Genomic DNA, 26,451 nt, shown 5'->3' with positions numbered 1-26,451 from the left:
GCTGCTGCTGTCAATTTGTGGCAGCAGCTCTCCTATGACGGCGCTGCTGGAGCGCCGCTTCGTTACCGGGAAGAATATCGATAGTGCCGGCGTACGGTCTCAGCGGAAGAGATCATCGCCAACACGCCAGTCCTGACCGTCCATTAGTCCGAGATCGCGCTTGCGCCATGACGGCATGGTTTCGAGATCAAGCCGCGGACGGCGCAACGACGGCGCTGCGAACCGATCCGCAAACAGGCGCACCAGACGAGAGCGAAGGGTCTTTCCGGCTTCGGCGGAAGTACGACGGCCGGCATATTGAACAACTTGAGACATTCCCATGATCAGTACTCCTTTCCTGCTGGACTGGTACTGATAATAGCGCTTCCTGCTGACAGTTTATGGCAGTAGCGTTAGTGCTCGATCGGAGTATCCTGCGTGTCCCGCCATTCCTTCAGAAGCACAGTGCGGCGGCGCGGATAACGCGTGTCGTGGATCGTCATATCGATGATGCGATCGGTGCGGAAATGACGGAAATCCTGACGCAGTTCGCACCAGGCCATGATGATGCGCACATGCTCGAAATAGCCGAGCGCGAAGGGCCAGATACGGCGGCGGGAGATACGTCCCTGTTCGTCTCCATAATGCAGTTCTAGGATACGCTCCAGACGGATCGCCTTGCGGATGGCCGAGACATCTGCCTTGTCCTCATCCTGTCGTTTGCGGCCGACAAAAAGTGTGGCGGAATCGACCATATCGCGTAGGTCGGGCGGCAGCACGGCGGCGATCTTTGCCAGAGCGTCGGCACCGGCACTAGCGAGACGCGGTTCGGCGGCGCGAGCTACCCAACGGGAGCCAAGCACCAGTGCTTCCAGCTCTTCCTCGGAAAACATCATCGGCGGCAGCATGAAACCGGGTTTCAGCACATAGCCTATGCCGGCCTCGCCCTCGATCATGGCGCCTTGCGCCTGAAGGCTGGCAATATCGCGGTAGAGGGTGCGCAGGCTGACACCGGTTTCCTCGGCGAGCACAGTGCCGGTAACCGGCCGCCGGTAGCGCCGGAGCGTCTGAAGGAGGTTCAGCAGCCGTTCGGAGCGGGCGACCATGATTATGCCCTCATGCAGACCGGCTGGGCTGGGTGACGATCATCCGCACCTTTCCTGCGCCTGCTCAGCGTTTCCACTCCACCCAGTCGCGCATCAGGCGATGGGCGATCGCACCCTTCGGCGGCGGCGCCTTGCCGTTGACGCCTGGGCGTTCCAGCATTTCGATGGTTTCATCGCGGGTGAACCAGCGGCAATCCTCGAGTTCGGCTTCGTCGCGGTGGATCTCGCGCGACTTCGCCTCGGCATAGCAGCCGATCATCAGCGAGTGCGGCATCGGCCAGGGCTGTGAGGCATGATAGCGGATGCGGCCGGTCTTGATACCGGACTCCTCCAGGGTTTCGCGACGAACGGCATTTTCGATGGTCTCGCCGGGCTCCAGGAAACCCGCCAGACAGGAATACATGCCCGGCGCGAAATGCGGGCTGCGGCCGAGCAGGCAGAGATCGCGCTCCTCATCGATCGTCAGCATGATGACCACGGGGTCGGTGCGCGGGAAGATCACGTGCTCGCAAGCGGTACAGACGCGCTTGTAGCCGCCGATGTGGATTTCCATCCCCGAACCGCAGCGGCCACAGAAACGGTTGTCGCTGTTCCAGCGGATAAGGCTCGCAGCCTGTGCGAACTCGCCAAGCAATATCTCATCGACCAGTTCGTCGCGGAAGAGCGAGCGGCCGTCGACCGGCTTGTACTGACTCGCCATGTCCTCGACATCGACATCCACCGGCACGGCAAGGCGCGGCTCACCGGTCTTGCGATAGCCGAGCAGCACGGTCTCGTCCCAGTTCGGCTTCAACTCCTGCAGCTCATAACGGGCGAAGAGCGGATCGAGCACCTGGCCGTCATGCTTCAAAACCAGCTTGTCCTTGGCGAAGGCGAAAATATGCGTGCCTTCGCGGGCGAGCGCCTTCTCGACCGAGCCCTCGTCGCGATGTTCGCTGTCTCGGTTCAGGTCGTTGGCGGCAAAGGCGGTGAGATTGCTGGGTTCCGGATGCGGCACATCCGAATCGAAAAGCGAATGACTCATGGTGAAAGGGCTTCCCGCAGCTTTGCTATGAATTCGTTTCTTGTTCCGTCCTCGTAAGGCTCGACCTTGCCAAAACCCCAGACAGGCCCCGGCCAGTTCGCATCACCTTCGGAACGCGCAATGATATGAACATGAAGCTGGCGGACGATATTGCCAAGTGCCCCGACATTGATTTTTGTCGCACCGGCGACCTTCTTGAGCGCAGCAGAGACGAGCTCGATCTCAAAAGTGAGCAGCACCTGATCGAGCGGGGTCAGCTCGAAGATCTCCGTGATCTCTGCCCGACGCGGTACCAGGATCAGCCAGGGCCAGCGAGCATCCTTCGACAGCCTGACATCGCACAGGCCGATCACCATGATGCTGGTGCTGTCGTTTTCGAGCCTGGGGTCGAGCACGAAATCGCTCAAGGGCATTCTCCTCATGTTTTCCAATGGACTAGCAGTTTTTTTGGAGCTTGGCTTGCTTTTGATGACGTTTTTGCCGATATGTGCATCCGGGAGGTTGGTGGTGGACGAGCCACTCGCCAACCGGGTCAGGTCCGGAAGGAAGCAGCCCTAACGAGCCCGGCACGGGTCATCGTGCCAGCCTCCCACCTTCTCTTCCAAGAAGCCCGACATTTCCGGGCACAAGCAGGGCGATGAGCGACACCGAGCGACAATCACAAGATGCCGCCTCGACGGGCACCGGATACCGGGTGCTGGCACGCAAATACCGCCCCAAGGATTTCACGGACCTGATGGTCGGCCAGGAGCCGATGGTCCGCACGCTCACCAACGCCTTCGAGACGGGCCGCATTGCGCAGGCCTATATGCTGACCGGCGTTCGCGGTGTGGGCAAGACGACGACAGCGCGCATCCTCGCGCGGGCGCTGAACTACAAGACGGCCGATATCGACAAGCCGACGATCGATCTTCGTGTGCCCGGCGAACATTGCCAGGCGATCATGGAAGGCCGCCATGTCGACGTGATCGAGATGGACGCCGCCTCGCATACCGGCATCGACGACATCAGAGAGATCATCGAGCAGGTGCGCTACCGGCCAGTTTCGGCGCGCTTCAAAGTCTATATCATCGACGAAGTGCACATGCTTTCGACGGCAGCCTTCAACGGGCTCTTGAAGACGCTCGAAGAGCCGCCGGAGCATGTGAAGTTCATTTTCGCGACGACGGAAATCCGCAAGGTTCCGATCACCGTTCTCTCGCGCTGCCAGCGCTTCGACCTGCGCCGTATCAGCGCGTCCGATCTCGTCGGCCTGTTTTCGACGATCGCTGCCAAGGAAGGCATAGAGGCGGAGCCGGATGCGCTGGCGATGATCGCGCGCGCTGCGGAAGGTTCGGCCCGCGACGGCCTGTCGCTGATGGACCAGGCGATCGCCCATGGCGGCGGCGTGGTGCAGGCAGAAGCCGTGCGCGGCATGCTGGGCCTCGCCGACCGTGCCCGCATCGTCGATCTCTTCCAGCATATCGTACGCGGCGATGTCGCAAGCGCGCTCAATGAGTTCCAGAGCCAGTACGAGGCCGGGGCCAACCCGGTCGTGGTGCTGACGGATCTCGCCGATTTCACGCATCTGGTGACGCGGCTGAAATATGTGCCTGATGCGGCAAACGACCCCTCGCTCAGCGAAGTCGAACGCACCAAGGCAGCGGAATTCGCGCAAGGAGTTGCCGTCACCACGCTCTCGCGCATCTGGCAGATGCTGCTGAAGGGCATTCCGGAAACCGAAAACTCTTCTCGCACGGCAGGCGCCGCCGAGATGGTGTTGATCCGGCTGGCGCATGCGGCGCATCTGCCAGCACCGGAAGACGCGGCGCGGCGGCTAGCGGAATTTTCCAATGAAGGCGGTGCGTCACGACCGCTCTCGCCCGTGCCTTCGGGCAATGGCGGCGGCACGCGCGTTCCCTATCAGACAAACGTGCAGGCGCGGGCTCCGGAACCTGCTCCGCGGCCGCAACCATCGGGACCGACCGCCATGTTGCGTGCCGTGCCCAATCCGGAGCCGCAGAACATCGGCCGGGTCGAGACGAAGCCCGCGGAAGCGCCGAAGCCGCTCGTACCGGTCAATTCGATCAGCGATATCGTCGACCTCGCTGCCGAAAAACGTGACGTCAAGCTGAAGGCATTGGTGCGCAACTTCGTGCGCCCGGTCCGCATCGAGCCCGGTCGACTGGACGTAAACCTCACCGAAGGCGCACCAGGCACATTGCTCAACGAGCTTGCGGTCAAGCTCAAGGAATGGACCGGAATCCACTGGATCGTCAGCACCAGCCGCGAGGAAGGCGGACCGACGATGGTGGAGGCAGAAGCCAAGGCGCAGGAACAGCGCGTCAGCGATGCCCGTCAGGATCCTGATGTCGCTGCAATCCTCGCCCAGTTTCCGGGCGCCAAGATCATCGACGTGCGCGTGCGGGCGCCGACACCGGAAGAGGAAGCGGAGGAGGTCAAGCCGCCTGCCACCGCCGAATCCGAAGAGGGCGATATCCTGCCCGGCGACGATATAGAATTCTGATTTCAAGAAGGAGAAGACGATGCGCGACATCATGGGCATGATGGGCAAAGTCAAGGAAATGCAGGCCAAGATGGAGCAGATGCAGGCGGAAATCGCCGAGCTGACGGCCGAAGGCAAGGCAGGCGGCGGGCTCGTCACCGTCATCATCTCCGGCAAGGGCGAACTGAAGAGCCTGAAGATCGATCCTTCGCTCTTCAAGGAAGACGACGTCGAAATCCTCGAAGACCTGATCGTTGCCGCTCACAAGGATGCCAAGGACAAGGCGGAAGCCATCGCCGCCGAAAAGACCAAGGCGCTGACCGCCGGCCTGCCGATTCCGCCCGGTTTCAAGCTGCCGTTCTGATTTCGTCGACGGGTCCGGTACCCGACTGACCCCGGAAGAGGAGACGGGAGATGATGACGTTGACGACGTTGCTGGTTTTTGCCGGCGCTCTATTCATTGCCGCGGGGACACCGGGGCCGAGCGTTGCGGCGCTGGTCGCCCGCGTCATCTCGAAAGGCGCGCGTGACGTGCTGCCTTTCCTGTTTGGCATGTGGGCCGGGGATGCGATCTGGCTGACCTGCGCCATTGCCGGCCTGTCGGCGATCGCCGAAAGCTTCTACCACGTCTTCGTCGTCATCAAATGGCTGGGCGTGCTTTATCTCCTCTATCTCGCCTGGCGTATGTGGGTTGCCAAGGCCGAGGTCGAGGAAGAAGAGTTGCCGCAGGAACGTTCGCGTGGCCGGATGTTTTTCACCGGCCTAGCGATTGCGCTCGGCAATCCGAAGATCATGATGTTCTACGTGGCACTTCTGCCGTCGATCATCGATATCCCCTCGGTCTCGCTCGCAGGCTGGGCCGAACTCGTCGTCACGCTGTTCGTCGTTCTGGCCGTCGTCGATTTCAGCTGGATGTTCCTTGCCGCAAAGGCGCGTGGCTTCCTGAAGAGCCGGCGTGCGGTGCGGATCGCCAACCGAGTGAGTGCCGGAACGATGGCGGGGGCCGCCGTCACGATCGCTGTGCGCTGAACTATTGCTGTGCTTCCAGCTCAGCTCGCAGCTTGTAATGAACGGGCGCTGCCAGATAGCGCTCGCGGTCTGCGGTTGAAAGCCGGCGTCCGAAGGTTTCCATCATTTCCGGCATCGTGACTGGGTCGCCCGGAAATGGCTCATACTCCACCGGCATTCCGGCTTCCACGATCCCATTTGATATCACGCGGCAATAGATGCCGGGACGCGCCGCCTTGGTATAGCGCTTGACGAATTTCGGATCGTTCATCCTTGCTGCGAAGGTGGCGCAGGGAATGCGGCAGGACGTCACTTCAAGGATCAGTTCGCCGGCGATAAACCGGTCGCCAACGGCGACATCTCGGTTGTCCAACCCCTCAATGACAAGGTTTTCACCGAAGGTGCCGGGCTCGACGGGATGTCCGAATTCCTTCGCCCACCAGTCGAGGCTGATCAAACCCTCCAAATAGACGGCCTGATCGATGCCGCCGTGATGTTTCCTATTGCAGATGGCATCGCCGAGGAGACCTTCGGCATCGACCATGACACCGCCGCTGACGGCATGCTTGAAAATACCGGTTTTGTAGGTTTTTCCAGGCAGCCTCCCGGCTGCGCCGCGACAGACGGCAAGGATTTTCATGGGCGCAGCGATCCTTCGGCGATTCCGTTTTCGTTCCATATCAGTTAAGAACGGCGCATGGCAAAGCGAGTCACCGGCCCCGAAATTGAAAAACTGATCCAGCTTCTGGCGAAAGTGCCGGGCCTCGGGCCGCGTTCGGCGCGGCGGGCGGCACTGCATCTGATCAAGAAGAAAGACCAGCTTCTCGGTCCTCTGTCGCATGCGATGGGTGAGGCCTATGACAAGGTCAAGATCTGCTCGCGCTGCGGCAATGTCGATACCGTCGATCCCTGCACCGTCTGCACCGATGCGCAGCGCGACCAATCCGTCATCATCGTCGTCGAGGATGTCTCCGACCTCTGGGCGCTGGAGCGCGCCGGCGCACTGAACGCCGCCTATCACGTACTCGGTGGCACGCTCTCGCCGCTCGATGGCGTGGGGCCCGACGACCTTAATATCCGTGGGTTGATCAATCGCGTCGGCGAGGGGGGCGTCAAGGAAATCATTATCGCTGTGAATGCGACTGTCGAGGGACAGACGACGGCGCACTACATCACCGACCAGCTTGCCGATCTCAACGTGAAGATCACACGGCTGGCGCATGGCGTGCCCGTGGGGGGTGAGCTCGACTATCTCGACGAGGGTACGCTGTCGGCGGCACTTCGAGCGCGCACGGCAATCTAGGGGGATATATGACGACGGGTTTCTTCGGCCGGCTTCTTCTGACAGGCGCCGCCTTGTTGGCGCTTTCCACCTCAGTTTCCGCAGCACCTTCGAAAGCTGATGTCGAAGTGCAGTTCGAAAAATGGATTCAAACCGATCTCTGGCCGGACGCGAAGAAGAACGGCATATCAGAAAAAACCTTCCGCGCCGCTTTTGCCGGCGTCGAACTGAACTGGACTTTGACCGATCTCGCCCCTCCCGGCTTTCCGCCGCCAAAGGAGCAGAAGCAGACCCAGGCCGAATTTTCCTCCCCTGCCCCCTATTTCAACGAGGATCGGTTGAAGCGGCTCGCGATGACCGGGCGCGGTTTTGCTTCGCAATATGCCTCGACGCTCCGCCGCATTGAAAAGACCTATGGCGTGCCGGGGTCGATCGTGCTGGCGATATGGGGACGCGAGACGGGCTTCGGCGTGGCGAAGATCCCAAATTCCGCCGTCGAGATTTTAGCGACTAAGGCCTTCATGTCGACGCGCAAGGACATGTTCCGCATGGAGCTGATCGCCGCGCTGCATATTCTCGACGGCGGCGACGTGACCCCTGCAGACTTCAAGGGATCGTCGGCGGGCGCGCTTGGCCAGCCGCAATTCATGCCGACGAGCTATCTGAAATATGCCGTCGATTTCGATGGTGACGGACATCGCAACATCTGGACCTCGGTTCCCGATACGCTCGCTTCGATTGCCAATTTCCTCGCGAAAAAGGGCTGGCAGCGTGACCGCGACTGGGGGGTCGAGGTGACGATCCCGCAAGCCGTCTCCTGCGCACAGGAAGGGCCTGATCTTGCCAAGCCGCTCTCCCACTGGGCGTCACTCGGCATCAAACGTATTTCCGGCAAGGGCTTTCCATCCGCAGAGTTGAAGGCACAGGGCATGATGCTGGTGCCAGCCGGGCGCGACGGGCCGGAATTCATCGTCACGCCAAACTTTTACATCATCAAGGAATATAACAACTCCGACCTCTATGCCCTCTATATAGGCAACCTTGCCGACCGCATCGCCCTCGGCTCCGGCGCCTTCCAGGGAAAATGGGGCGATGTCGGCAAGATGCTGCGCTCGGATGTCGCCACGATGCAGAAGGCGCTTGAGCGGCAGGGATACGATGTCGGCGGATCGGACGGGTTGCCGGGCTATAAGACGCGTCGCTCTATCGGCCAGTGGCAGGAAAAGAACGGCATGGAGCCGACCTGCTTTCCCGAGGCATCGATGAAAGGCAAGCTGAAATAGGCAGCAGAATGACGTTCTGGCAGCGCTTTACAGGTTACGCTCCAGTCCCCGTGCTGGCCACGAAGCCGAGCTTCTCATAGAAACGGAGACTCTACGCGCGTGCACTTCGGAAGGCGTGCATGCTCAACCTCAATGGTGCAGATCGATCGGCGCCTTGTGAAAGACGTCATCGACCGGCGGTATGGCCTGTCGCTCGATCATGCGATGAACATGCGGCAGCCCGTCGCCGCGGTGCAAAGCGCGAAGCCGGTCAGTATTTTCGGCATCGGCCTGTGTGCGGCGCTGATTGTGCCTGATATATTCGACCCAGGTCGGCGTGTGATAGGTCTCCGTCCAGAGACCAGGATTTTCAAGATCGCGCATCAGCGCCCAGTTGCGGGCGCCGTCGCGGATACGGATGCGGCGGCGCTCTTCCATCAGCGTCATGAATTCGGCCAAGTCGTCATCGGCAATCTGGTAATATACTTGAATGACGATCGGGCCGCTGCGGGGCGTGATATCGAGGCCGAGAGCCGGCTCGATGAAGCGGTTCAACGGATCGAGATTGAGCGAGGCGAAAGCCGGCATGGAAAAGCGCAGGCCGATCAGGACTCCAAACAGCAGGACCGCAGCCGACATCAGCAGGGCGTTCGAAAGACCATACCGATCGGCGGCAACACCCCAGAGCCAGCTTCCGCCGGCAATGCCGCCGAAGGTGACGGTCTGGTAAAGCGACAAAGCGCGGCCGACCACCCAGCGCGGCGTCGAAAGCTGGACGATGATGTTGAAGAGCGAAAGTGCCGAAACCCAGCAGGCACCGGCCACAATCAGCCCGACCGAGGTGAGCACGGCACTTGGGCTGAGAGCTGCGATCACAGCGCTGAATGCAAAGCCTGAAAAGGCCAAGCGGATGATCGTCTCGCTGGAGAACATCTCGCGCAGCCTGGTGCTCAGGATGGCACCGCCGATCGCGCCAATGCCGAAGGCGCCGAGCATGAAACCATAGGTCAGCGGCCCGCCGGAGACGAGTTCGAGCGCGACGACCGGCAGCAGTGCCTGGATGGAACTCGCGCCGATACCGAATAGCAGCCCTCTCAGGAGGATCTTTTCGAGGTTGGGCGACATGGAGACATAGCGCATGCCCGCAAAAATGGCGCTGCCGAGTGTTTCGCGCGGCAGTGTCGAAGCAGGCGTGCTTGGCCGCCAGCGGAACAGCACATAGAGGAGCGCAACGTAGCTCAAAGCGTTCACTGCAAAGGCCGCGGCTGCACCGGCCGCCGCAACGATGGCGCCGCCGATTGCCGGACCGACGCTGCGGGTTATATTGAAACCCATACTGTTCAGCGTGACCGCGTCCGGCAAATCGGCACGCGGCACCATGTCGCCAACCGAGGCCTGCCAGGAGGGATTGTTGAGCGCCGTACCGCAGCCGATGAGAAACGTGAAGAAGAGAAGCAATCCGGGTGTAACCCAGCCGAGGATAGCGCAGGCCGTCAACAGGATCGAGACCACGAGCATCGCGGATTGCGCCGTCAGCATGATCCGGCGCCGATCATAATTGTCGGCGAGAGCACCCGAGATCAGCGAGAATAACATGATCGGCAGCGCCGTCGAGGTCTGGACCAGCGCAACCATGTCCTCGGACGAAGTGATGGCCGTCATCATCCAGGCGGCACCGACGGCCTGGATCAGGCCGCCGAAATTCGAGGCGAGGCTCGCAAACCAGATGGTGCGGTAGGTCTCATGCCGCAATGGCGCAAATGTCGATGATGTATAGGCCACGTTCCCCCGCTTTTATCGTCATGCTTCGATAGCAATATAAGCGGAAGACAAATGCTCGCCATAGGTTAGCTCGCACTTGCGGGAGCGGAAGAGGTGGAATCGCCTCCGACCTTGCAATTTCTAAAAAACAGGACTATATGGCACTCAAATTCTTGATCGTACGATGAAGAGTGGGCCGCAAGGACCCGCTCTTTTTTATTAGCGCGATCACCCCGAATGCCAGAAATCGCAGGGAGCGCACCGCTTGTCGGATCTGACAAACGCAGACAATCAACATGAGCCACGGCTGATCACCGAGACTGGGCTTGACCAGCGTCTTGCCGACATTATCGAACCCGTGCTCGTCGACATCGGTTTCCGCCTCATTCGCGTCCGCATGCTCAATCAGAATGGCATGACGATGCAGGTCATGGCCGAGAAGAACGATGGCACGATGACCGTCGAGGACTGCGAGCAGGTCTCCATGGCGATTTCTCCTGTGCTCGATGTGGAAGATCCGATCGATAAAGAGTATCATCTCGAAGTGTCTTCGCCGGGCATCGACCGCCCTCTGGTGCGGAAGTCTGATTTCGTCCGCTGGCAAGGCCATCTCGTGAAGTGCGAAACGTCGATCATGATCGGCAATCGCAAACGCTTCCGCGGCAAGATCGTCGAAGCGGACGCCGATGGGTTCGTGATCGAACGCGATCAGGTTGCGTACGGCGAAGAGCAGAAGGTCACCATCCCCTTCACGGCGCTCAGCGATGCCAAACTCATTCTGACCGACGATCTGATCCGCGATGCACTGCGCGCCGACAAGCTGGCTAAAGCACAGGCTGCGAACCAGAACGAAGCGGACGACGAAGAATAACCGATCAACGTAAGCTCCAGGGACGGGAACCCGGGTAGTCAAGGACGGAGAAACAGAACAATGGCAGTCAGTGCAAACCGGCTCGAACTTCTGCAGATCGCAGATGCAGTGGCGCGCGAAAAGGTCATCGACCGCGAGATCGTGCTTGCCGCGATGGCCGATGCCATCCAGAAGGCGGCGCGTTCCCGTTACGGTACCGAATCCAATATCCGCGCCGACATCAACCCGAAGACCGGTGAAATCCGTCTGCAGCGCCTGCTCGAAGTCGTCGAGAAGGCCGAAGACTATTCCACGCAGATCCCGCTGGAACTGGCCCGCGATCGCAACCCGGACGCCGCTATCGGCGACTTCATCGCTGATCCGCTGCCGCCGATGGATTTCGGCCGTATCGCCGCACAGTCGGCCAAGCAGGTGATCGTGCAGAAGGTGCGCGAAGCCGAGCGTGACCGCCAGTTCGACGAATTCAAGGATCGCGTCGGCGAAATCGTCAACGGCACGGTCAAGCGCGTCGAATACGGCAACGTCATCGTCGACCTCGGCCGCGGCGAAGGCATCATCCGCCGTGACGAAATGATCCCGCGCGAGAACGTTCGCTATGGCGATCGTGTTCGTGCATATGTATATGATGTCCGTCGCGAGCAGCGCGGTCCGCAGATTTTCCTGTCGCGTACGCATCCGCAGTTCATGGTGAAGCTCTTCACCATGGAAGTACCGGAAATTTACGACGGCATCATCCAGGTGAAGTCGGTTGCCCGCGACCCGGGTTCCCGCGCCAAGATCGCCGTAATCTCGAACGACTCGTCGATCGATCCGGTCGGCGCCTGCGTCGGTATGCGCGGTTCGCGCGTCCAGGCCGTCGTTGGAGAACTTCAGGGCGAGAAGATCGACATCATTCCCTGGTCGCAGGACCCGGCGACCTTTGTCGTCAACGCCCTGCAGCCGGCTGAAGTCGCCAAGGTCGTTCTCGATGAAGATGCGGAACGCATCGAAGTGGTTGTTCCGGACGAGCAGCTCTCGCTCGCCATCGGCCGTCGCGGCCAGAACGTCCGCCTCGCTTCGCAGCTGACGGGCTGGGACATTGACATCATGACGGAAGCCGAAGAGTCCGAGCGCCGTCAGAAGGAATTCAACGAGCGCACTAATCTTTTCATGGACGCGCTCGACGTCGACGAGATGGTCGGCCAGGTCTTGGCTTCGGAAGGTTTCGCCGCCGTCGAGGAACTGGCTTACGTCGATCTCGACGAAATCTCCTCGATCGACGGCTTCGATGAAGACACGGCGCAGGAAATCCAGACCCGCGCCCGCGAATTTCTCGAGAAGCTCGAGGCGGAAATGGACGAGAAGCGCAAGGCTCTCGGCGTTTCCGACGAGCTGCGCCAGATCGACGGCATGACCGCCCAGATGATGGTCGCGCTCGGCGAGGACGGCATCAAGACGATCGAGGACTTCGCAGGCTGTGCAGCCGACGATCTCGTGGGCTGGACCGAACGCAAGAATGGCGAGACGAAGAAGTTCGAGGGTCTGTTCTCGAAGTTCGACATTTCGCGTGTCGAAGCCGAACAGATGGTCGTGCAGGCCCGCCTGCTCGCCGGCTGGATCACCGAGGAAGACCTTGCGAAGGACGCGGAGGCTGTTGAAGCCGATGCCGCTGCCGAGCAGGACGCATAATGACGGTGATGCCGGACACATCTCCTGAGGACGATGATCTCGAAGGTTACGACGTGAACGGCCGCATGTGCATCGCAACACGCGAAAGCGGATCGCCGGATGAGCTGATCCGCTTCGTGGCCGCCCCTGACGGGACGGTGGTGCCCGACCTGAAGCGCGAGCTGCCGGGACGCGGCTGCTGGGTGAAGATCGACCGGTCGCTGGTCGAGAGAGCGGTGGCGAAGAAGCTCTTTGCCCGCGCGCTCAAGGCCGATGTGAAGGCAGCCGATGACCTCGGCGAACGCGTGGAGTGGCTGTTTCTACAGCAGCTCCTGCAGATGATGAACATGGCGCGCAAGGCGGGCCAGCTCGTCACCGGCTCGGCCAAGGTGGATGCCGCGATCCGCAGCGGGGCTGCGCTTGCGGTGTTCCATTCGACGGATGCGGCCGCCGATGGCGTGAGAAAAATCGACCAGGCCCGCAAGGCCTGGCACCTCGGAATGGAAACCGAGGAAGAAATACCTTCTTTCCGTCTCTTCTCGGAGAGCGAAATGGAAGGGGTGATGGGCCATAATGCTTTTATCCATGCCGCAGTGCTTGCAGGGCAGGCAGGTGAAGGTGTAGTGAAGCGCGCAAAGATGCTCGAACAGTACCGTAACGGCGGTCAGTCCCGGGCACCGGGCGGCGCTGGCCAGCAAAAACAATGATGCGGTCACCGGCGGAAGCCGGCCCCAATATCATTGACCGATTGTATGTGATTGACAGGGTCTGATGGCTTCATCGTTCCCTGTCCGAAGGAACGGGAACGAATGACCGATAGCAACGACGACAAGACACTCAGCGTAACGGGGAAGAAGACCCTCACCTTGAAACCATCAGGGATGAGCCAGGGTACCGTTCGCCAGGATATGGGTCGCGGTCGCACCAAGGCGGTCGTCGTCGAGACCCGCAAACGGCGCCCGATGCGCCCTGAAGACGAAAAGCCGATGACGCCTGCTCCCGCAGCTCCGGTGCGCGCGCCCGAACCGGCGCCGGCGCCCTTGCAGGCTCGCCCGCAGCAGCCGGCTCCGGCCCCGCGTATTCAACAACCCGGCGGCCAGAACAACCAGCGCCCGCAGCAGACCAACCAGCGTCCGCAGCAATCCTACCAGCCGCCGCGCCAGCAGGATCGTCCGCGCCCCGTGGTGCTGAACCATCTTTCGCCTGAGGAAATGGACGCCCGCCGCCGCGCGCTTGCCGAAGCGCAGGTCCGTGACGCACAGGACGCCATCCGTCGCGCCGAGGAAGAAGAGCGCCGCGCCGTCGAAGAGGCAGCACGTCAGGCTGCCGAAGCGGAAGAGGCCAAGCTGCGCGCTGCCGAAGAGGCTGCACGCCAGGCCGAGGCTGCAGCAACGGCCGTGGCCGAAGCACCGGTACCTGCCGCTCCTGCGGCGGAAGCACGAGTTGAAACTCCGCGTCCGCAGCAACCTGCATCCGCACCGGCCGCTCGCCGTCCGGAAACCGCTCCGTCGCCCTCAACCGCCCGGCCTGCGCCAGGTGCACCGGCAGGCGTTCGTGGTCGCCGGACTGACGGCGAAGACGAGGAACGCGGTGCTTCGCGCGGCGGTCCGGTCCGCGGCCGCCCGGTTCGTCCGGAGCCCGCAAAGCCCGTGACAACCCGCCCGAAGAGTGAGGAAGACCGCCGCCGCGGCAAGCTGACCGTGACGACTGCAGACGTCGACGACGACGGCAACGCACGCGGGCGTTCGCTTTCGGCCATGCGCCGCCGGCAGGAAAAATTCCGCCGCAGCCAGATGCAGGAAACGCGCGAGAAGATCTCCCGCGAAGTTGTTCTGCCCGAAACCATCACCATCCAGGAACTGTCGCAACGCATGTCGGAACGTGCCGTTGACGTCATCAAGTACCTGATGAAGGAAGGCCAGATGATGAAGCCGGGCGACGTCATCGACGCCGACCTCGCTGAACTCATCGCCGGCGAATTCGGTCATACGGTCAGGCGTGTATCCGAATCCGACGTCGAACTCGGCATCTTCAACGTGTCCGACGAACAGGACGAACTGGTTTCGCGCCCACCTGTCGTCACCATCATGGGCCACGTCGACCACGGCAAGACCTCGCTGCTCGACGCCATCCGCCATGCCAACGTGGTCTCCGGCGAAGCCGGTGGCATCACGCAGCATATCGGCGCCTATCAGGTGGAGCAGAACGGCCAGAAGATCACCTTCATCGACACTCCCGGCCACGCCGCCTTTACGGCGATGCGTGCCCGCGGTGCGCAGGCTACCGACATCGCGATCCTGGTGGTCGCGGCTGACGACAGTGTGATGCCGCAAACGATCGAATCGATCAACCACGCCAAGGCGGCCGGTGTTCCGATCATCGTGGCGATCAACAAGGTCGACAAGCACGAGGCCGATCCGCAGAAGGTTCGCAACCAGCTTCTGCAGCACGAAGTCTTCGTGGAGTCCATGGGCGGTGAAGTGCTCGACGTCGAAGTTTCGGCCAAGACCGGCAAGAACCTCGACAAGCTGCTCGAGGCGATCCTGCTGCAGGCCGAAATTCTCGACCTCAAGGCCAATCCGAACCGGACAGCGGAAGGCACGGTTATCGAAGCCCAGCTCGACCGCGGTCGCGGTGCGGTTGCGACGGTGCTTGTCCAGAAGGGCACGCTGCGTCCGGGCCAGATCATCGTTGCCGGCGACGTCTGGGGCCGCGTGCGCGCCCTCGTGACGGACAAGGGCGACCATGTGAAGGAAGCCGGTCCGGCGACCCCGGTCGAAGTTCTCGGTCTTTCCGGCACGCCGCAGGCAGGCGACAAGTTTGCGGTCGTCGAGAACGAAAGCCGCGCCCGCGAAATCTCGGAATATCGTCAGCGTCTTGCCCGCGACAAGGCGGCTGCCCGCCTGTCGGGACAGCGCGGTTCGCTGGAACAGATGATGACGCAGCTACAGGCCACGGGCGTCAAGGAATTCCCGCTGGTGATCAAGGGCGACGTGCAGGGCTCAATCGAAGCCATTGCCGGCGCGCTGGAAAAGCTCGGCACCGACGAAGTTCGTGCTCGCATCGTTCATTCGGGCGCCGGTGGCATCACCGAGTCCGACATCTCGCTTGCAGAAGCATCGAGCGCTGCCATCATCGGCTTCAACGTTCGTGCAAATACGCAGGCACGCCAGTTCGCCGAGCGCGAGGGGATCGAGATCCGCTACTACAACATCATCTACGACCTCGTGGATGACGTGAAGGCAGCGATGTCGGGTCTTCTTTCGCCGGAGCGCCGCGAGACCTTCATCGGCAATGCCGAGATCCTGGAGGTGTTCAACATTACCAAGGTCGGCAAGGTCGCGGGTTGCCGCGTCGTCGAAGGCAAGGTCGAGCGTGGCGCGGGCGTTCGCCTCATCCGCGACAACGTCGTCGTGCACGAAGGCAAGCTCAAGACACTCAAGCGCTTTAAGGACGAAGTCGCCGAAGTGCCGATGGGTCAGGAGTGCGGCATGGCCTTCGAGAACTACGAAGATATGCGTGTCGGCGACGTCATCGAGTGCTTCCGCGTCGAGCACATCACACGCACGCTCTGATCGGGCCACGATTGAAATCTTGGGCGGGCGCCGGATGATCCAGTCCGGCGCCCGATCCTTTTGGGATAAAGAACAATGGCAACAAGACCCACAACCTCGGCACCATCGCAGCGCATGCTGCGCGTCGGCGAGCAGGTTCGCGCAGCGATCACTCAGGTGCTGCAGCGTGGCGAAGTCCGCGACGACATCATCGAAGCGACCGTAATTTCGATCTCCGAAGTGCGCATGTCGCCCGACCTGAAGATCGCAACGGCCTTTGTGACGCCGCTCGGCGTTTCCGACCACACGATCGTCATCGATGCGCTGAACCGCAACGCGAAGTTCATCCGCGGCCGGCTCGGCCCGCAGCTGCGGCAGATGAAATACATGCCGGAAGTGCGCTTCCGCGACGATACCAGCTTCGATAACTACAAGAAGATCGATGACCTGCTGCGCTCGCCCGAGGTGAGCCGCGATCTCGACAATGACGACGAATAACAGAAGACACCGATGTCCAAACCACGCAAACCCAAGGGCCGCCCGATTTCCGGCTGGCTGATCCTCGACAAGCCGATGGATTTCGGCTCGACGGAAGCCGTTTCCAAGATCAAGTGGCTCTTCAAGGCGCAGAAATGCGGCCATGCCGGTACGCTCGACCCGCTTGCTTCGGGCATGCTGCCGATCGCGCTCGGCGATGCCACAAAGACCGTTCCCTATGTGATGGACGGCCGCAAGATCTATGAATTCACTGTCAGTTGGGGCGAGGAGCGGGCGACCGACGACCTCGAGGGCGAGGTTACGCAGAGCTCCGACAAGCGCCCGAGCGAGCAGCAGATCCGCGACATCCTGCCTGCCTATATCGGCACGATCAGCCAGGTTCCGCCGCAGTTTTCCGCCATTAAGATCGCGGGCGAGCGCGCCTACGATCTGGCGCGCGACGGCGAGGCGGTCGAGATCCCTTCGCGCGAAGTCGAGGTCCATCGTCTGACGCTTCTCGCCTGCCCGGATGCCAATACGGCGCATTTCGAGGTGGAATGCGGCAAGGGTACCTATGTGCGGGCGCTTGCCCGCGATTTTGGCCGCGAACTCGGCTGCTACGGTCATATTTCCGGCCTGCGCCGTACCTTCGTAGCACCTTTCGCCGAGGAGACGATGGTGCCGCTTGCAAAACTCACCGCGCTTGAAGAGATCGAAGACATCGATGAGCGTCTTGCCGCGCTCGACGCCCTGCTGATCGATACCTGCGAAGCGCTATCGGCCTTGCCACACCTTGTTATCAGCGATGACCAAGCGCACCGGCTGAAGATGGGCAATCCGATCCTGGTGCGGGGCCGCGATGCACCGGTTGCCGAAAGCGAAGCCTATGCGACGGCACGCGGCAGGCTAATCGCGATCGGCGAGATCGGACAGGGCGAATTCCGGCCGAAGCGCGTTTTTGCCTAGGCCGTCCGGCTGTTGCAGGAACAATGGCAATTGTCAGAAGACAGCAATGCAATATGTTTTTCCGCGGGCCGTAACGGCCCGTTGAAGGGGAAGAATATGCGCAGAATTGCAATCGGAATACTGACGTTCTTTTCACTGCTTCTGACGGCTGCCGGCGTTCAATCTGCCGAGCGCTGGGCCGAACTTCCGGCCTTTCCTCCCATGCCGGCGCCGAAAGCGAGCGGCATGGCCGATGTCAACGACATCAAGATGTATTACGCCGAATACGGCGAGGGCGACCCAATCCTCTTCATTCATGGAGGGCTTGGAAATGCCGATGTCTGGGGCCATCAGGTCGCCGATTTCGCTAGAGATCACCTCGTCATCGTTGCCGACAGCCGCGGGCACGGGCGCTCCACGCGCAGCAAGCAGCCGTTCGGCTATGACCTGATGACATCGGATTATGCAGCACTTCTCGACTATCTGAAAATCGGCAAGGTGACGCTGGTCGGCTGGTCGGACGGCGGCATCATCGGCATCGACATGGCAATGAAATATCCGGAGAAACTCACGCGCGTCATCGCCCAGGCGGCAAACGTGACCACCGACGGCGTGAAGTCCGACGTCATGAGCAACAAGACCTTCAACGACTACATCAATGTCGCCGGCGAATATTACAGGAAGCTGTCGCCGACGCCGAACGAATACGACGCCTTCGTCACCCAGATCTCGCAGATGTGGGCGACACAGCCCGCCTGGACGACAGCCGATCTTGGAAAGATCACAGTACCGGTCACGCTCGCGATCGGCGATCATGACGAGGCCGTAAAGCTCGACCACACGGAGTTCATGGCGAAGGAAATTCCCGGCGCAAAGCTCGTCATCCTGAAGGACGCCAGCCATTTCGCCATGCTGCAGGATCCCGAGGGATATGGCACCATGATCCGGGATGCCATGGCGGGCCGCTGAAGCCGCTACAGGAGACCCCTCTTTCCATCGCTGCTTATTTGGTTTATAGGCAGCGCCAGCATTGGGGCTATCCCCAATTGCATTCGCGGCCAAGGCTGGACGACATCCCGGCTTTTGGCGACTTAAACTCCTCTCATAGAAAGGATTGTCCGATGTCGATCACTGCTGAGCGCAAGGCTGCGCTGATCAAGGAATATGCGACCGCCGAAGGCGATACCGGTTCTCCGGAAGTACAGGTTGCGATCCTCACCGAGCGCATCAACAACCTGACCGAACACTTCAAGGACCACAAGAAGGATAACCATTCCCGCCGTGGTCTGCTGACGCTCGTTTCCAGCCGCCGCTCGCTTCTTGACTACCTCAAGAAGAAGGACGAAGGCCGCTACACCAAGCTGATTACCGGCTTGGGTATCCGCCGCTAATGATTATCCGGCGGGCGAAGCTCTTTGCCCGCCGGATGTTTTTTCGGGAGTGTGTCTCCCGCTGACATTTTCCAGGCGCGCGCTATCTGCGTGATGGAAATACGGCAGACCCGGATGGGCCGGTTCTGCCAGACCAACCGTTGACCTGTCATGGGGCAGGATTGCCGGATGCTTTCGGCCAGAGTTTCGCAAGAGCTTTGGCCCGGTTTCCCAAGGAAATCGTCCGCCCGAAGCTTCCCGTTGTCTTGCCCGTGATACGTCACACTGATTGCGGACGACCTGCGCTGCTCCTGATGGAGAAGGCGCACTGGCCGCATTGAAGGACAAGACATGTTCGATACACATAAAGTAGAAATCGAGTGGGCAGGCCGCCCTCTCAAGCTCGAGACCGGAAAGATCGCCCGTCAGGCTGACGGCGCCGTACTCGCCACTTATGGCGAAACCGTCGTTCTCGCGACCGTCGTTTCCGCCAAGGCTCCGAAGCCCGGCCAGGACTTCTTCCCGCTTACGGTCAATTATCAGGAAAAGACCTATGCGGCCGGCAAGATCCCCGGCGGCTACTTCAAGCGCGAAGGCCGTCCGAGCGAAAACGAAACCCTCGTTTCCCGCCTGATCGACCGCCCGATCCGCCCGCTCTTCCCGGAGGGTTACAAGAACGACACGCAGGTCGTTGTCACCGTCATCCAGCACGACCTCGAGAACAACCCAGACATCCTGTCCATGGTCGCGACCTCCGCTGCTTTGACGCTTTCCGGCGTTCCCTTCATGGGTCCGGTCGGCGGCGCACGCGTCGGCTACATCAATGGCGAATACGTTCTCAACCCGCATCTCGACGAGATGGATGAATCGAGCCTCGACCTCGTCGTTGCCGGCACCTACGATGCCGTTCTGATGGTTGAATCCGAAGCCAAGGAACTTCCGGAAGACGTCATGCTCGGCGCCGTCATGTTCGGCCACAAGGGCTTCCAGCCGGTTCTCGACGCGATCATCAAGCTCGCGGAAGTTGCCGCCAAGGAGCCGCGTGACTTCCAGCCGGAAGACTACTCCGCTCTCGAATCCGAAATGCTCGGCCTTGCCGAAGGTGAACTTCGCGAAGCCTACAAGATCACCCAGAAGGCCGACCGCTACGCCGCCGTCGACGCTGTGAAGGCCAAGGTGAAGGCGCACTTCCTCCCCGAAGAAGGCGAAGCCCGCTACACCGCCGAAGAAGTCGGCGCGATCTTCAAGCACCTGCAGGCCAAGATCGTCCGCTGGAACATTCTCGACACCAAGAGCCGCATCGACGGTCGCGACCTCGAAACCGTTCGTCCGATTGTTTCGGAAGTCGGTCTTCTGCCACGCACGCACGGTTCGGCGCTCTTCACCCGCGGTGAAACGCAGGCGATCGTGGTTGCCACCCTCGGCACCGGCGAAGACGAGCAGTATGTCGATTCCCTGACGGGCATGTACAAGGAGCGTTTCCTGCTCCATTACAACTTCCCTCCCTACTCGGTTGGCGAAACCGGCCGTATGGGTTCCCCGGGTCGCCGTGAAATCGGTCATGGCAAGCTCGCATGGCGCGCCATCCGTCCGATGCTGCCGTCGGCCGAACAGTTCCCCTACACGCTGCGCGTCGTCTCCGAGATTACCGAGTCGAACGGCTCGTCCTCGATGGCCACCGTCTGCGGCACCTCGCTGGCGCTGATGGATGCAGGTGTACCGCTCGCGAAGCCGGTCGCCGGCATCGCCATGGGTCTGATCCTGGAAGGCGATCGCTTCGCCGTCCTTTCCGACATTCTCGGTGACGAAGATCACCTCGGCGACATGGACTTCAAGGTCGCAGGTACTGCCGACGGTATCACCTCGCTGCAGATGGACATCAAGATCGCCGGTATCACCGAAGAGATCATGAAGGTCGCCCTTGGCCAGGCCCAGGGCGGTCGCGCCCACATTCTCGGCGAAATGGCGAAGGCCATCACCGAAAGCCGCGGCCAGCTCGGTGAATTCGCACCGCGCATCGAAGTCATGAACATTCCGGTCGACAAGATCCGCGAAGTCATCGGCTCCGGCGGCAAGGTCATCCGCGAAATCGTCGAAAAGACCGGCGCGAAGATCAACATCGAGGATGACGGCACCGTCAAGATCGCCTCCTCCTCGGGCAAGGAAATCGAAGCGGCCCGCAAGTGGATCCACTCGATCGTCGCCGAGCCGGAAATTGGCCAGATCTACGAAGGCACTGTTGTCAAGACCGCCGACTTCGGCGCCTTCGTCAACTTCTTCGGCGCCCGCGACGGTCTCGTCCATATCTCGCAGCTTGCTTCCGAACGTGTCGCCAAGACCCAGGATGTCGTCAAGGAAGGCGACAAGGTCTGGGTCAAGCTGCTCGGCTTCGATGAGCGCGGCAAGGTTCGCCTGTCCATGAAGGTCGTCGATCAGGCAACCGGGCAGGAAATCCCGGCCGCCGAAAAGGGCGACAAGAAGAAGGAAGAAGCGGCCGAATAAGCCGCGTCTTCCCCTCTGATATCCGGGCGCGGGACTATTTCCGCGCCCTTTTTGTATTCGACCTTTGCGCAATTGCGGACGGAGAACCGCTGCGCACTTTTCCTGGAATTGCTCCAGATGACGGGACCAGATCATGAGCCGCGAAACGCTTAAAACCCTCTTCCATCCCTTTGTCAGCGAAACGCTAGCTTCGCCCGGCGAAGGCAAGCGTGTGCTCTTCCTCGGCGCAGAGGCAGGCTTTGCGCTGCCCGAGGGCTTTGCCGCATCCCTGGATGCCGTACAGGGCTTCAAACCGCTCTACAGGCAGCTTCTGGCGCAGCGCATTGAGGCCAAGCCGGAGATCGAGGGTGAGGACTATGATGCCGCGCTGGTGCTCTGTACCAAACACAAGGGCGAGAACGAGGCAAATATCGCCGCTGCCCTTTCCAGCGTGAAGGCCGGCGGCCTGATCCTTGTCGCCGGTGGCAAGGAAGACGGTATCCAGCCGCTGCGCAAGCGTGTGGAAGGCTTCGGCCTCGATACCGAACACATGCCGAAATATCATGGCGTCGCCTTCTGGTTCGGGCGGCCGGCCGATGTCAGCGAGATCGTTTTGAAATTCGGAAAATCGCCTGTGCGCGTCGAAGGCCGCTTCATCGCCTCGCCCGGCATGTTCTCGCATGATCGGCTCGATGCCGGTTCACAGCTTCTCGCCTCACGCCTGCCGACCGATTTTACCGGCGATGCGGCCGATTTCGGCGCCGGCTGGGGCTATCTTTCCGTCGAGCTGACACAGAAGTCTCCGAACCTTGCCCGCCTCGACCTCTACGAAGCCCACTACGAGGCCCTGGAGGCCGCCAAGGCCAATCTGGCGGAGAACTGCCCAGGCGCGCCTGTGCGCTTCTTCTGGCACGATCTGGCAGGCGAGCAGGTGCGGGACAAATACGATCTCGTCATCATGAACCCGCCCTTCCATGAAGGTCACGCGGCGGAGCCTTCGCTTGGCCAGGCAATGATCAGGACCGCGGCTTCCGCATTGCGCGGCGGCGGGCGGCTGATGCTGGTCGCCAATCGTGGCCTGCCCTATGAACCGGTGCTTGCGGAACATTTCAAGGATAGCGGCGAAACCTGCCGCAATGCCCGCTTCAAGGTGTTGTGGGCACGGAAATGAAAAAGGCGGCCACGTGGCCGCCTTCTTCATTTGAAGCCTATCCGGCCTTACTCGACGTCTGCCTTGCGCAGCGTCTCCAGCGTCGGCATGGAGGTAATGTTGTAACCGGCATCGACGAAGTGGATTTCGCCGGTCACGCCCGTCGAGAGATCCGAAAGCAGATACAGCGCGGAGCTGCCGACCTGATCGATGGTGACGGTCTTGCGCAGCGGTGCATTGCGCTGGTTCCACGACAGGATGGCGCGTGCATCGGAAATGCCGGCGCCGGCAAGCGTCCGGATCGGGCCTGCGGAAATGGCATTGACGCGGATGCCACGCGGACCGTAATCGGCGGCCAGATAGCGCACGGAGGCCTCCAGAGCGGCCTTGGCGACACCCATGACATTGTAGTTCGGGATGACGCGCGTGGAGCCGTTATAGGTCAGCGTCAGCATCGTGCCGCCATCTTCCATCAGCGGTGCACAGCGCTTGGCTATCTCCGTGAAGGAGAAACAGGAAATGACCATGGTGCGGCTGAAATTTTCGCGCGTGGTATCGGCGTAGAGGCCCTTCAGCTCGTTCTTATCGGAAAAGCCGATGGCGTGGACGATGAAATCGAGCTTGCCCCAGCGTTCCTTGATCGTGTCGATGACCGTATCGACCGAAGCGATGTCTTCAACATCGCAGGGCAGCAGAAAATCGGAACCGAGTTCGGCTGCAAGCGGCTTGACGCGCTTTCCAAGGGCATCGCCCTGGAAGGTAAAAGCGAGTTCTGCGCCCTGTGCAGCGAGCGCCTTTGAAATCCCCCAGGCGATCGAATGGTTGTTTGCGACGCCCATGATGAGGCCGCGCTTACCCTGCATAATTCCGGTCATTGTTATTATCCGTTGTAGCGCTGGAACACGAGCGTGGCGTTGGTGCCGCCGAAGCCGAAGGAGTTGGAGAGGGCAAGGTCGATCTTGGCATTATCGATGCGCTTGCGAACGATCGGCACACCTTCGAATTCCGGGTCGAGTTCCTTGATATGCGCGCTTTCGCCGATGAAGCCTTCCTGCATCATCAGCAGCGAATAAATCGATTCCTGCACGCCGGCAGCACCGAGCGAATGGCCCGTCAGCGACTTGGTGGACTGGATATGCGGGAGCTTGTCGCCGAAGACTTCGCGGATCGCACCGATTTCCTTGCTGTCGCCGACCGGCGTCGAGGTGCCGTGCGTGTTGATATAGTCGATATCGCCCTTTACCGTGGCGAGCGCCTGACGCATGCAGCGGATCGCGCCTTCGCCTGAGGGAGCGACCATGTCATAGCCATCGGAAGTCGCGCCATAGCCGACGACTTCTGCATAGATCTTGGCCCCGCGCGCCTTGGCATGTTCCAGCTCCTCAAGGATGAGCACGCCTGCGCCGCCGGCAATGACGAAACCATCGCGGCTGACATCATAGGCGCGCGAAGCCGTGTCCGGCGTATCGTTGTACTTGGAAGACATAGCGCCCATCGCGTCGAAGAGGTTCGACATCGTCCAATCGAGGTCTTCGTGGCCGCCTGCAAACATCATGTCCTGCTTGCCCCACTGGATCATTTCCACGGCATTGCCGATGCAGTGCGCGGAGGTCGAGCAGGCAGACGAGATCGAATAGTTGACACCATGGATCTTGAACCAGGTGGCAAGCGTTGCGGAAGCGGTGGATGACATAGCCTTCGGTACGGCGAAGGGACCGATGCGCTTCGGACTGTTGTTCTTGACGGTGATCTCGGCCGCCTCGATGAGTGTGCGTGTAGACGGACCGCCGGAGCCCATGATGATGCCGACACGCTCGTTTTCGCTGTATTCCTTGTCTTCCAGACCGGAATCGGCGATCGCCTGCTTCATGGCAACGTGGTTCCAGGCACCGCCCTGCGACAGGAAGCGCATCGCACGGCGATCGACCAGTTCGGCGAGCTTGTCCGCGCCGAGCTTGGGACTGCCCCAAACCTGGCACTTGAAGCCGTGTTCGGCGAAATCGCTGGAGAAAGAAATACCCGACTTTGCCTGCCGCAAGGATTCGGTGACTTCGGCCGCGTCGTTTCCGATCGAAGACACGACACCCAGACCCGTGACAACTACCCGTCTCATCTGATCAAACCCTTGTTGTTTTCGTAAGCCGCTCGAAATGCGGTTTTCAGGCCGTCTTGTCTTTCGAGAGACCGACGCGAAGATCGGTCGCCTGATAAATGGTTTCGCCATCCGCCTTCAGCCAGCCATCGGCAGTGCCAAGCACCAGACGGCCACGCATGACGCGCTTGAAGTCGATACCGTATTCAATCAGCTTCGTGTGCGGGCGGACCATGCCCTTGAACTTCACTTCGCCGGTCGAGAGCGCCATGCCGCGGCCCTGTTCACCGAGCCAACCCAGGTAGAAGCCGGTCAACTGCCACATGCCGTCAAGGCCGAGGCAGCCGGGCATGATAGGATTGCCTTCGAAATGGCAGGGGAAATACCAGTCGTCCGGGCGAACATCGTATTCGGCCCGCAGATAGCCCTTGTCGAAGGCGCCGCCCGTTTCAGAGATATCCGTGATCCGATGAACCATCAGCATGGGCGGCAAAGGCAGCTGCGCATTGCCAGGCCCGAACAACTCACCATGTGCGCAGGCGATAAGTTCTTCGTACGAGTAGCTGGACTGTCTGGTCGTCATAAATCTCTGTTTCCCCCCGCGTTCTTGGCGATGGATGTGTGTCTTTAGTCCAAGTTCACCAGAAAATGAAGCGCAAGCATGGCGGCTTCATTTCTTGGTTCCGGACCGGGCCTGAGCCAGTATTTGGTGGTCGCATACAGGAAGGCCAAGGCCGCGACCAGACCTAATTGCGTGAAAAGCCTGTTTTTGCGGCCTTTCGAAGGCTCTTGTCCCCATTGAACTATTGAAAGGCTTTTGCGCAAAAGTTATATCGCTTTGAACAAACATGATTGCTTTTCGCCAGAATAACCGGAGTTGGTGTCAATGACGGGTGAAGCCCCGATCGCCATTGAGGTAAGGCTGCGCAGCGCAGGCCTGCGTCCCACCCGCCAGCGCGTTGCGCTTGGCGATCTCCTGTTCGCCAAAGGGGACCGGCATTTGACCGTCGAGGAACTGCACGAGGAGGCTGTTGCTGCAGGCGTACCGGTTTCGCTCGCGACGGTTTACAATACGCTGCACCAGTTCACCGAAGCCGGCATGATCCGTGTCCTCGCCGTCGAGAGCGCCAAGACCTATTTCGACACCAATGTCTCCGACCACCATCACTTTTTTGTCGAAGGCGAAAACGAGGTGCTCGATATTCCGATCAGCAATCTGACCATCGACAATCTGCCGCCCCCGCCCGAAGGCATGGAAATTGCTCATGTCGACGTGGTGATCCGCCTGCGGCAGAAGCAGATCTGATATCACATTACATCATCGGGATGCCGGCCGGGTCGGTGCTTGTAGGTCGGGAATGTCCAGCCGAACCACAGGGCTCCGCCACGCACTGCAAAGGCTGCCAAGATCCCGCAGGCCGACGCGATATATATCTCAGCGCCTAGCGCATTGACGCTGGTAAAGACACCGGATCCCACCAGAGCCGCCGTCACGTAGATTTCCGGGCGCAGCAGCACGGATGGTTCGTTTGCCAGGAGATCGCGCAGAATGCCGCCGAAAGTCGCCGTCAGGGCGCCGGTGACAATGGCGATCGTCGGCGAGCCGGTGGCGGCCAGCCCTTTGGCGGCGCCAAGCACGCAATAGGCGGCAAGGCCGACCGCATCGAGCCAGATCAGCAGGCGATAGCGCGATTCCAGGAGATGGGCGGTAAAGAAGACGACGACACCCGCGATGCAACAGATGACGATATAGAATGGGTTCAACACCCAGAAGACCGGCACGCGGCCGAGAATTATATCGCGCACCGTGCCGCCGCCCGTCCCCGTTACGATCGCGAAAAACAGGAAGCCGATCAGATCGAGTTGCTTGCGCGAGGCGGCCAGCGCGCCGGTTGCGGCAAAGAGGGCAATGCCAGCATAATCGAGATAGACGAGCAATGACATCGAAGCCTCCAAA

Annotated in this window: 26 protein-coding genes and 1 other RNA gene; 17 read left to right on the top strand and 10 right to left on the bottom strand. The window is 60.8% G+C overall.

From position 1 onward, the window contains the following. Positions 1–99: 99 nt before the first annotated feature. From ACK9YZ_RS21470 to ACK9YZ_RS21455, 4 genes are all read right to left on the bottom strand, one after another. The gene (locus ACK9YZ_RS21470) at positions 100–321 is read right to left on the bottom strand and encodes a hypothetical protein (RefSeq protein ID WP_416065095.1); all 222 of its coding nucleotides are present in this window, start codon (positions 319–321) and stop codon (positions 100–102) included. 71 nt (positions 322–392) lie between these two features. Next, a complete protein-coding gene (locus ACK9YZ_RS21465) occupies positions 393–1,088 on the bottom strand; it encodes a helix-turn-helix transcriptional regulator (protein ID WP_216758958.1) in 696 nt (231 codons plus the stop codon). 61 nt (positions 1,089–1,149) lie between these two features. Continuing rightward, entirely contained in the window at positions 1,150–2,109 is a 960-nt protein-coding gene (gene nudC / locus ACK9YZ_RS21460; RefSeq protein ID WP_216756497.1) for an NAD(+) diphosphatase, read from the bottom strand. Then, a complete protein-coding gene (locus ACK9YZ_RS21455) occupies positions 2,106–2,516 on the bottom strand; it encodes an HIT domain-containing protein (RefSeq protein WP_416065094.1) in 411 nt (136 codons plus the stop codon). The genes nudC and ACK9YZ_RS21455 overlap by 4 nt, the downstream gene beginning before the upstream one ends. An 89-nt stretch (positions 2,517–2,605) precedes the next feature. Between ACK9YZ_RS21455 and ffs the strand changes: the two genes are divergently transcribed. The 4 genes from ffs (at position 2,606) to ACK9YZ_RS21435 (ending at position 5,623) form a co-directional block, all read left to right on the top strand. Beyond that, an RNA gene (gene ffs / locus ACK9YZ_RS21450) (signal recognition particle sRNA small type) lies at positions 2,606–2,702 on the top strand. 44 nt (positions 2,703–2,746) lie between these two features. Beyond that, positions 2,747–4,615 (top strand): DNA polymerase III subunit gamma/tau, encoded by a 1,869-nt coding sequence (locus ACK9YZ_RS21445; protein ID WP_416065093.1) that lies wholly within the window; start codon positions 2,747–2,749, stop codon positions 4,613–4,615. 19 nt (positions 4,616–4,634) lie between these two features. Further along, positions 4,635–4,958 (top strand): YbaB/EbfC family nucleoid-associated protein, encoded by a 324-nt coding sequence (locus ACK9YZ_RS21440; RefSeq protein ID WP_007813855.1) that lies wholly within the window; start codon positions 4,635–4,637, stop codon positions 4,956–4,958. 53 nt (positions 4,959–5,011) lie between these two features. Then, positions 5,012–5,623 (top strand): LysE family translocator, encoded by a 612-nt coding sequence (locus tag ACK9YZ_RS21435; protein ID WP_216758957.1) that lies wholly within the window; start codon positions 5,012–5,014, stop codon positions 5,621–5,623. A 1-nt stretch (position 5,624) separates the two neighbouring features. Here the strand turns inward: ACK9YZ_RS21435 and ACK9YZ_RS21430 are convergent, their stop codons facing one another. After that, positions 5,625–6,242 (bottom strand): MOSC domain-containing protein, encoded by a 618-nt coding sequence (locus ACK9YZ_RS21430; protein ID WP_416065092.1) that lies wholly within the window; start codon positions 6,240–6,242, stop codon positions 5,625–5,627. Between the two features lie 57 nt (positions 6,243–6,299). Between ACK9YZ_RS21430 and recR the strand changes: the two genes are divergently transcribed. Both recR and ACK9YZ_RS21420 read left to right on the top strand, forming a co-directional pair. Next, positions 6,300–6,905, top strand: coding sequence for a recombination mediator RecR (gene recR, locus ACK9YZ_RS21425; RefSeq protein ID WP_112564905.1), 606 nt, complete (start codon positions 6,300–6,302; stop codon positions 6,903–6,905). Between the two features lie 8 nt (positions 6,906–6,913). Beyond that, positions 6,914–8,167, top strand: a complete 1,254-nt coding sequence (locus ACK9YZ_RS21420) for a lytic murein transglycosylase (protein WP_416065091.1) — start codon at positions 6,914–6,916, stop codon at positions 8,165–8,167. A 129-nt stretch (positions 8,168–8,296) separates the two neighbouring features. On the opposite strand, the gene ACK9YZ_RS21415 is transcribed toward ACK9YZ_RS21420, so the two are convergent. Beyond that, complete coding sequence (locus ACK9YZ_RS21415; protein ID WP_416065090.1) at positions 8,297–9,928, bottom strand: MFS transporter; 1,632 nt, start codon at positions 9,926–9,928, stop codon at positions 8,297–8,299. Between the two features lie 244 nt (positions 9,929–10,172). On the opposite strand from ACK9YZ_RS21415, the gene rimP reads away from it, so the two are divergent. The 10 genes from rimP (at position 10,173) to ACK9YZ_RS21365 (ending at position 22,423) form a co-directional block, all read left to right on the top strand. Then, complete coding sequence (gene rimP / locus ACK9YZ_RS21410; protein WP_216756490.1) at positions 10,173–10,778, top strand: ribosome maturation factor RimP; 606 nt, start codon at positions 10,173–10,175, stop codon at positions 10,776–10,778. A 60-nt stretch (positions 10,779–10,838) separates the two neighbouring features. Beyond that, a complete protein-coding gene (gene nusA / locus ACK9YZ_RS21405; RefSeq protein ID WP_216756489.1) occupies positions 10,839–12,446 on the top strand; it encodes a transcription termination factor NusA in 1,608 nt (535 codons plus the stop codon). After that, entirely contained in the window at positions 12,446–13,132 is a 687-nt protein-coding gene (locus ACK9YZ_RS21400; RefSeq protein ID WP_216756488.1) for an RNA-binding protein, read from the top strand. Before nusA ends, ACK9YZ_RS21400 begins: the two co-directional genes overlap by 1 nt. A gap of 102 nt (positions 13,133–13,234) precedes the next feature. Then, positions 13,235–16,000, top strand: a complete 2,766-nt coding sequence (infB, locus tag ACK9YZ_RS21395; RefSeq protein ID WP_416065089.1) for a translation initiation factor IF-2 — start codon at positions 13,235–13,237, stop codon at positions 15,998–16,000. Positions 16,001–16,075: 75 nt separating this feature from the next. After that, a complete protein-coding gene (gene rbfA / locus ACK9YZ_RS21390) occupies positions 16,076–16,477 on the top strand; it encodes a 30S ribosome-binding factor RbfA (protein ID WP_216756486.1) in 402 nt (133 codons plus the stop codon). Positions 16,478–16,489: 12 nt separating this feature from the next. Then, positions 16,490–17,422, top strand: a complete 933-nt coding sequence (gene truB / locus ACK9YZ_RS21385; protein ID WP_216756485.1) for a tRNA pseudouridine(55) synthase TruB — start codon at positions 16,490–16,492, stop codon at positions 17,420–17,422. 96 nt (positions 17,423–17,518) lie between these two features. Beyond that, complete coding sequence (locus tag ACK9YZ_RS21380; RefSeq protein ID WP_416065088.1) at positions 17,519–18,370, top strand: alpha/beta fold hydrolase; 852 nt, start codon at positions 17,519–17,521, stop codon at positions 18,368–18,370. 152 nt (positions 18,371–18,522) lie between these two features. After that, positions 18,523–18,792 (top strand): 30S ribosomal protein S15, encoded by a 270-nt coding sequence (gene rpsO / locus ACK9YZ_RS21375; RefSeq protein ID WP_113428004.1) that lies wholly within the window; start codon positions 18,523–18,525, stop codon positions 18,790–18,792. Positions 18,793–19,122: 330 nt separating this feature from the next. After that, on the top strand, positions 19,123–21,273 hold the full coding sequence (gene pnp, locus ACK9YZ_RS21370; protein WP_183727443.1) for a polyribonucleotide nucleotidyltransferase: 2,151 nt from the start codon (positions 19,123–19,125) through the stop codon (positions 21,271–21,273). A 133-nt stretch (positions 21,274–21,406) separates the two neighbouring features. Further along, the gene (locus ACK9YZ_RS21365) at positions 21,407–22,423 is read left to right on the top strand and encodes a methyltransferase (protein WP_416065087.1); all 1,017 of its coding nucleotides are present in this window, start codon (positions 21,407–21,409) and stop codon (positions 22,421–22,423) included. A 47-nt stretch (positions 22,424–22,470) separates the two neighbouring features. Here ACK9YZ_RS21365 and fabI read toward each other — a convergent pair whose 3' ends face one another. From fabI to fabA, 3 genes are read right to left on the bottom strand one after another with little or no spacing between them, the layout of a single operon-like run. After that, a complete protein-coding gene (gene fabI, locus ACK9YZ_RS21360; RefSeq protein WP_183727439.1) occupies positions 22,471–23,277 on the bottom strand; it encodes an enoyl-ACP reductase FabI in 807 nt (268 codons plus the stop codon). A 5-nt stretch (positions 23,278–23,282) separates the two neighbouring features. Beyond that, positions 23,283–24,515, bottom strand: coding sequence for a beta-ketoacyl-ACP synthase I (gene fabB / locus ACK9YZ_RS21355; RefSeq protein ID WP_216756481.1), 1,233 nt, complete (start codon positions 24,513–24,515; stop codon positions 23,283–23,285). Positions 24,516–24,561: 46 nt separating this feature from the next. Then, the gene (fabA, locus tag ACK9YZ_RS21350) at positions 24,562–25,077 is read right to left on the bottom strand and encodes a 3-hydroxyacyl-[acyl-carrier-protein] dehydratase FabA (RefSeq protein ID WP_007814145.1); all 516 of its coding nucleotides are present in this window, start codon (positions 25,075–25,077) and stop codon (positions 24,562–24,564) included. A gap of 303 nt (positions 25,078–25,380) precedes the next feature. On the opposite strand from fabA, the gene irrA reads away from it, so the two are divergent. Then, positions 25,381–25,800 (top strand): iron response transcriptional regulator IrrA, encoded by a 420-nt coding sequence (irrA, locus tag ACK9YZ_RS21345; RefSeq protein ID WP_183727435.1) that lies wholly within the window; start codon positions 25,381–25,383, stop codon positions 25,798–25,800. A gap of 2 nt (positions 25,801–25,802) precedes the next feature. Here the strand turns inward: irrA and ACK9YZ_RS21340 are convergent, their stop codons facing one another. Next, positions 25,803–26,438: a trimeric intracellular cation channel family protein gene (locus ACK9YZ_RS21340; protein ID WP_416065086.1), complete on the bottom strand. Its 636-nt coding sequence runs from the start codon at positions 26,436–26,438 to the stop codon at positions 25,803–25,805. Positions 26,439–26,451: the final 13 nt, after the last annotated feature.

Origin of the sequence: Rhizobium sp. ZK1 (assembly GCF_047782645.1) — a bacterium.
Classification (GTDB): domain Bacteria; phylum Pseudomonadota; class Alphaproteobacteria; order Rhizobiales; family Rhizobiaceae; genus Rhizobium.
This window is presented reverse-complemented; position numbering and strand designations above follow the sequence as displayed.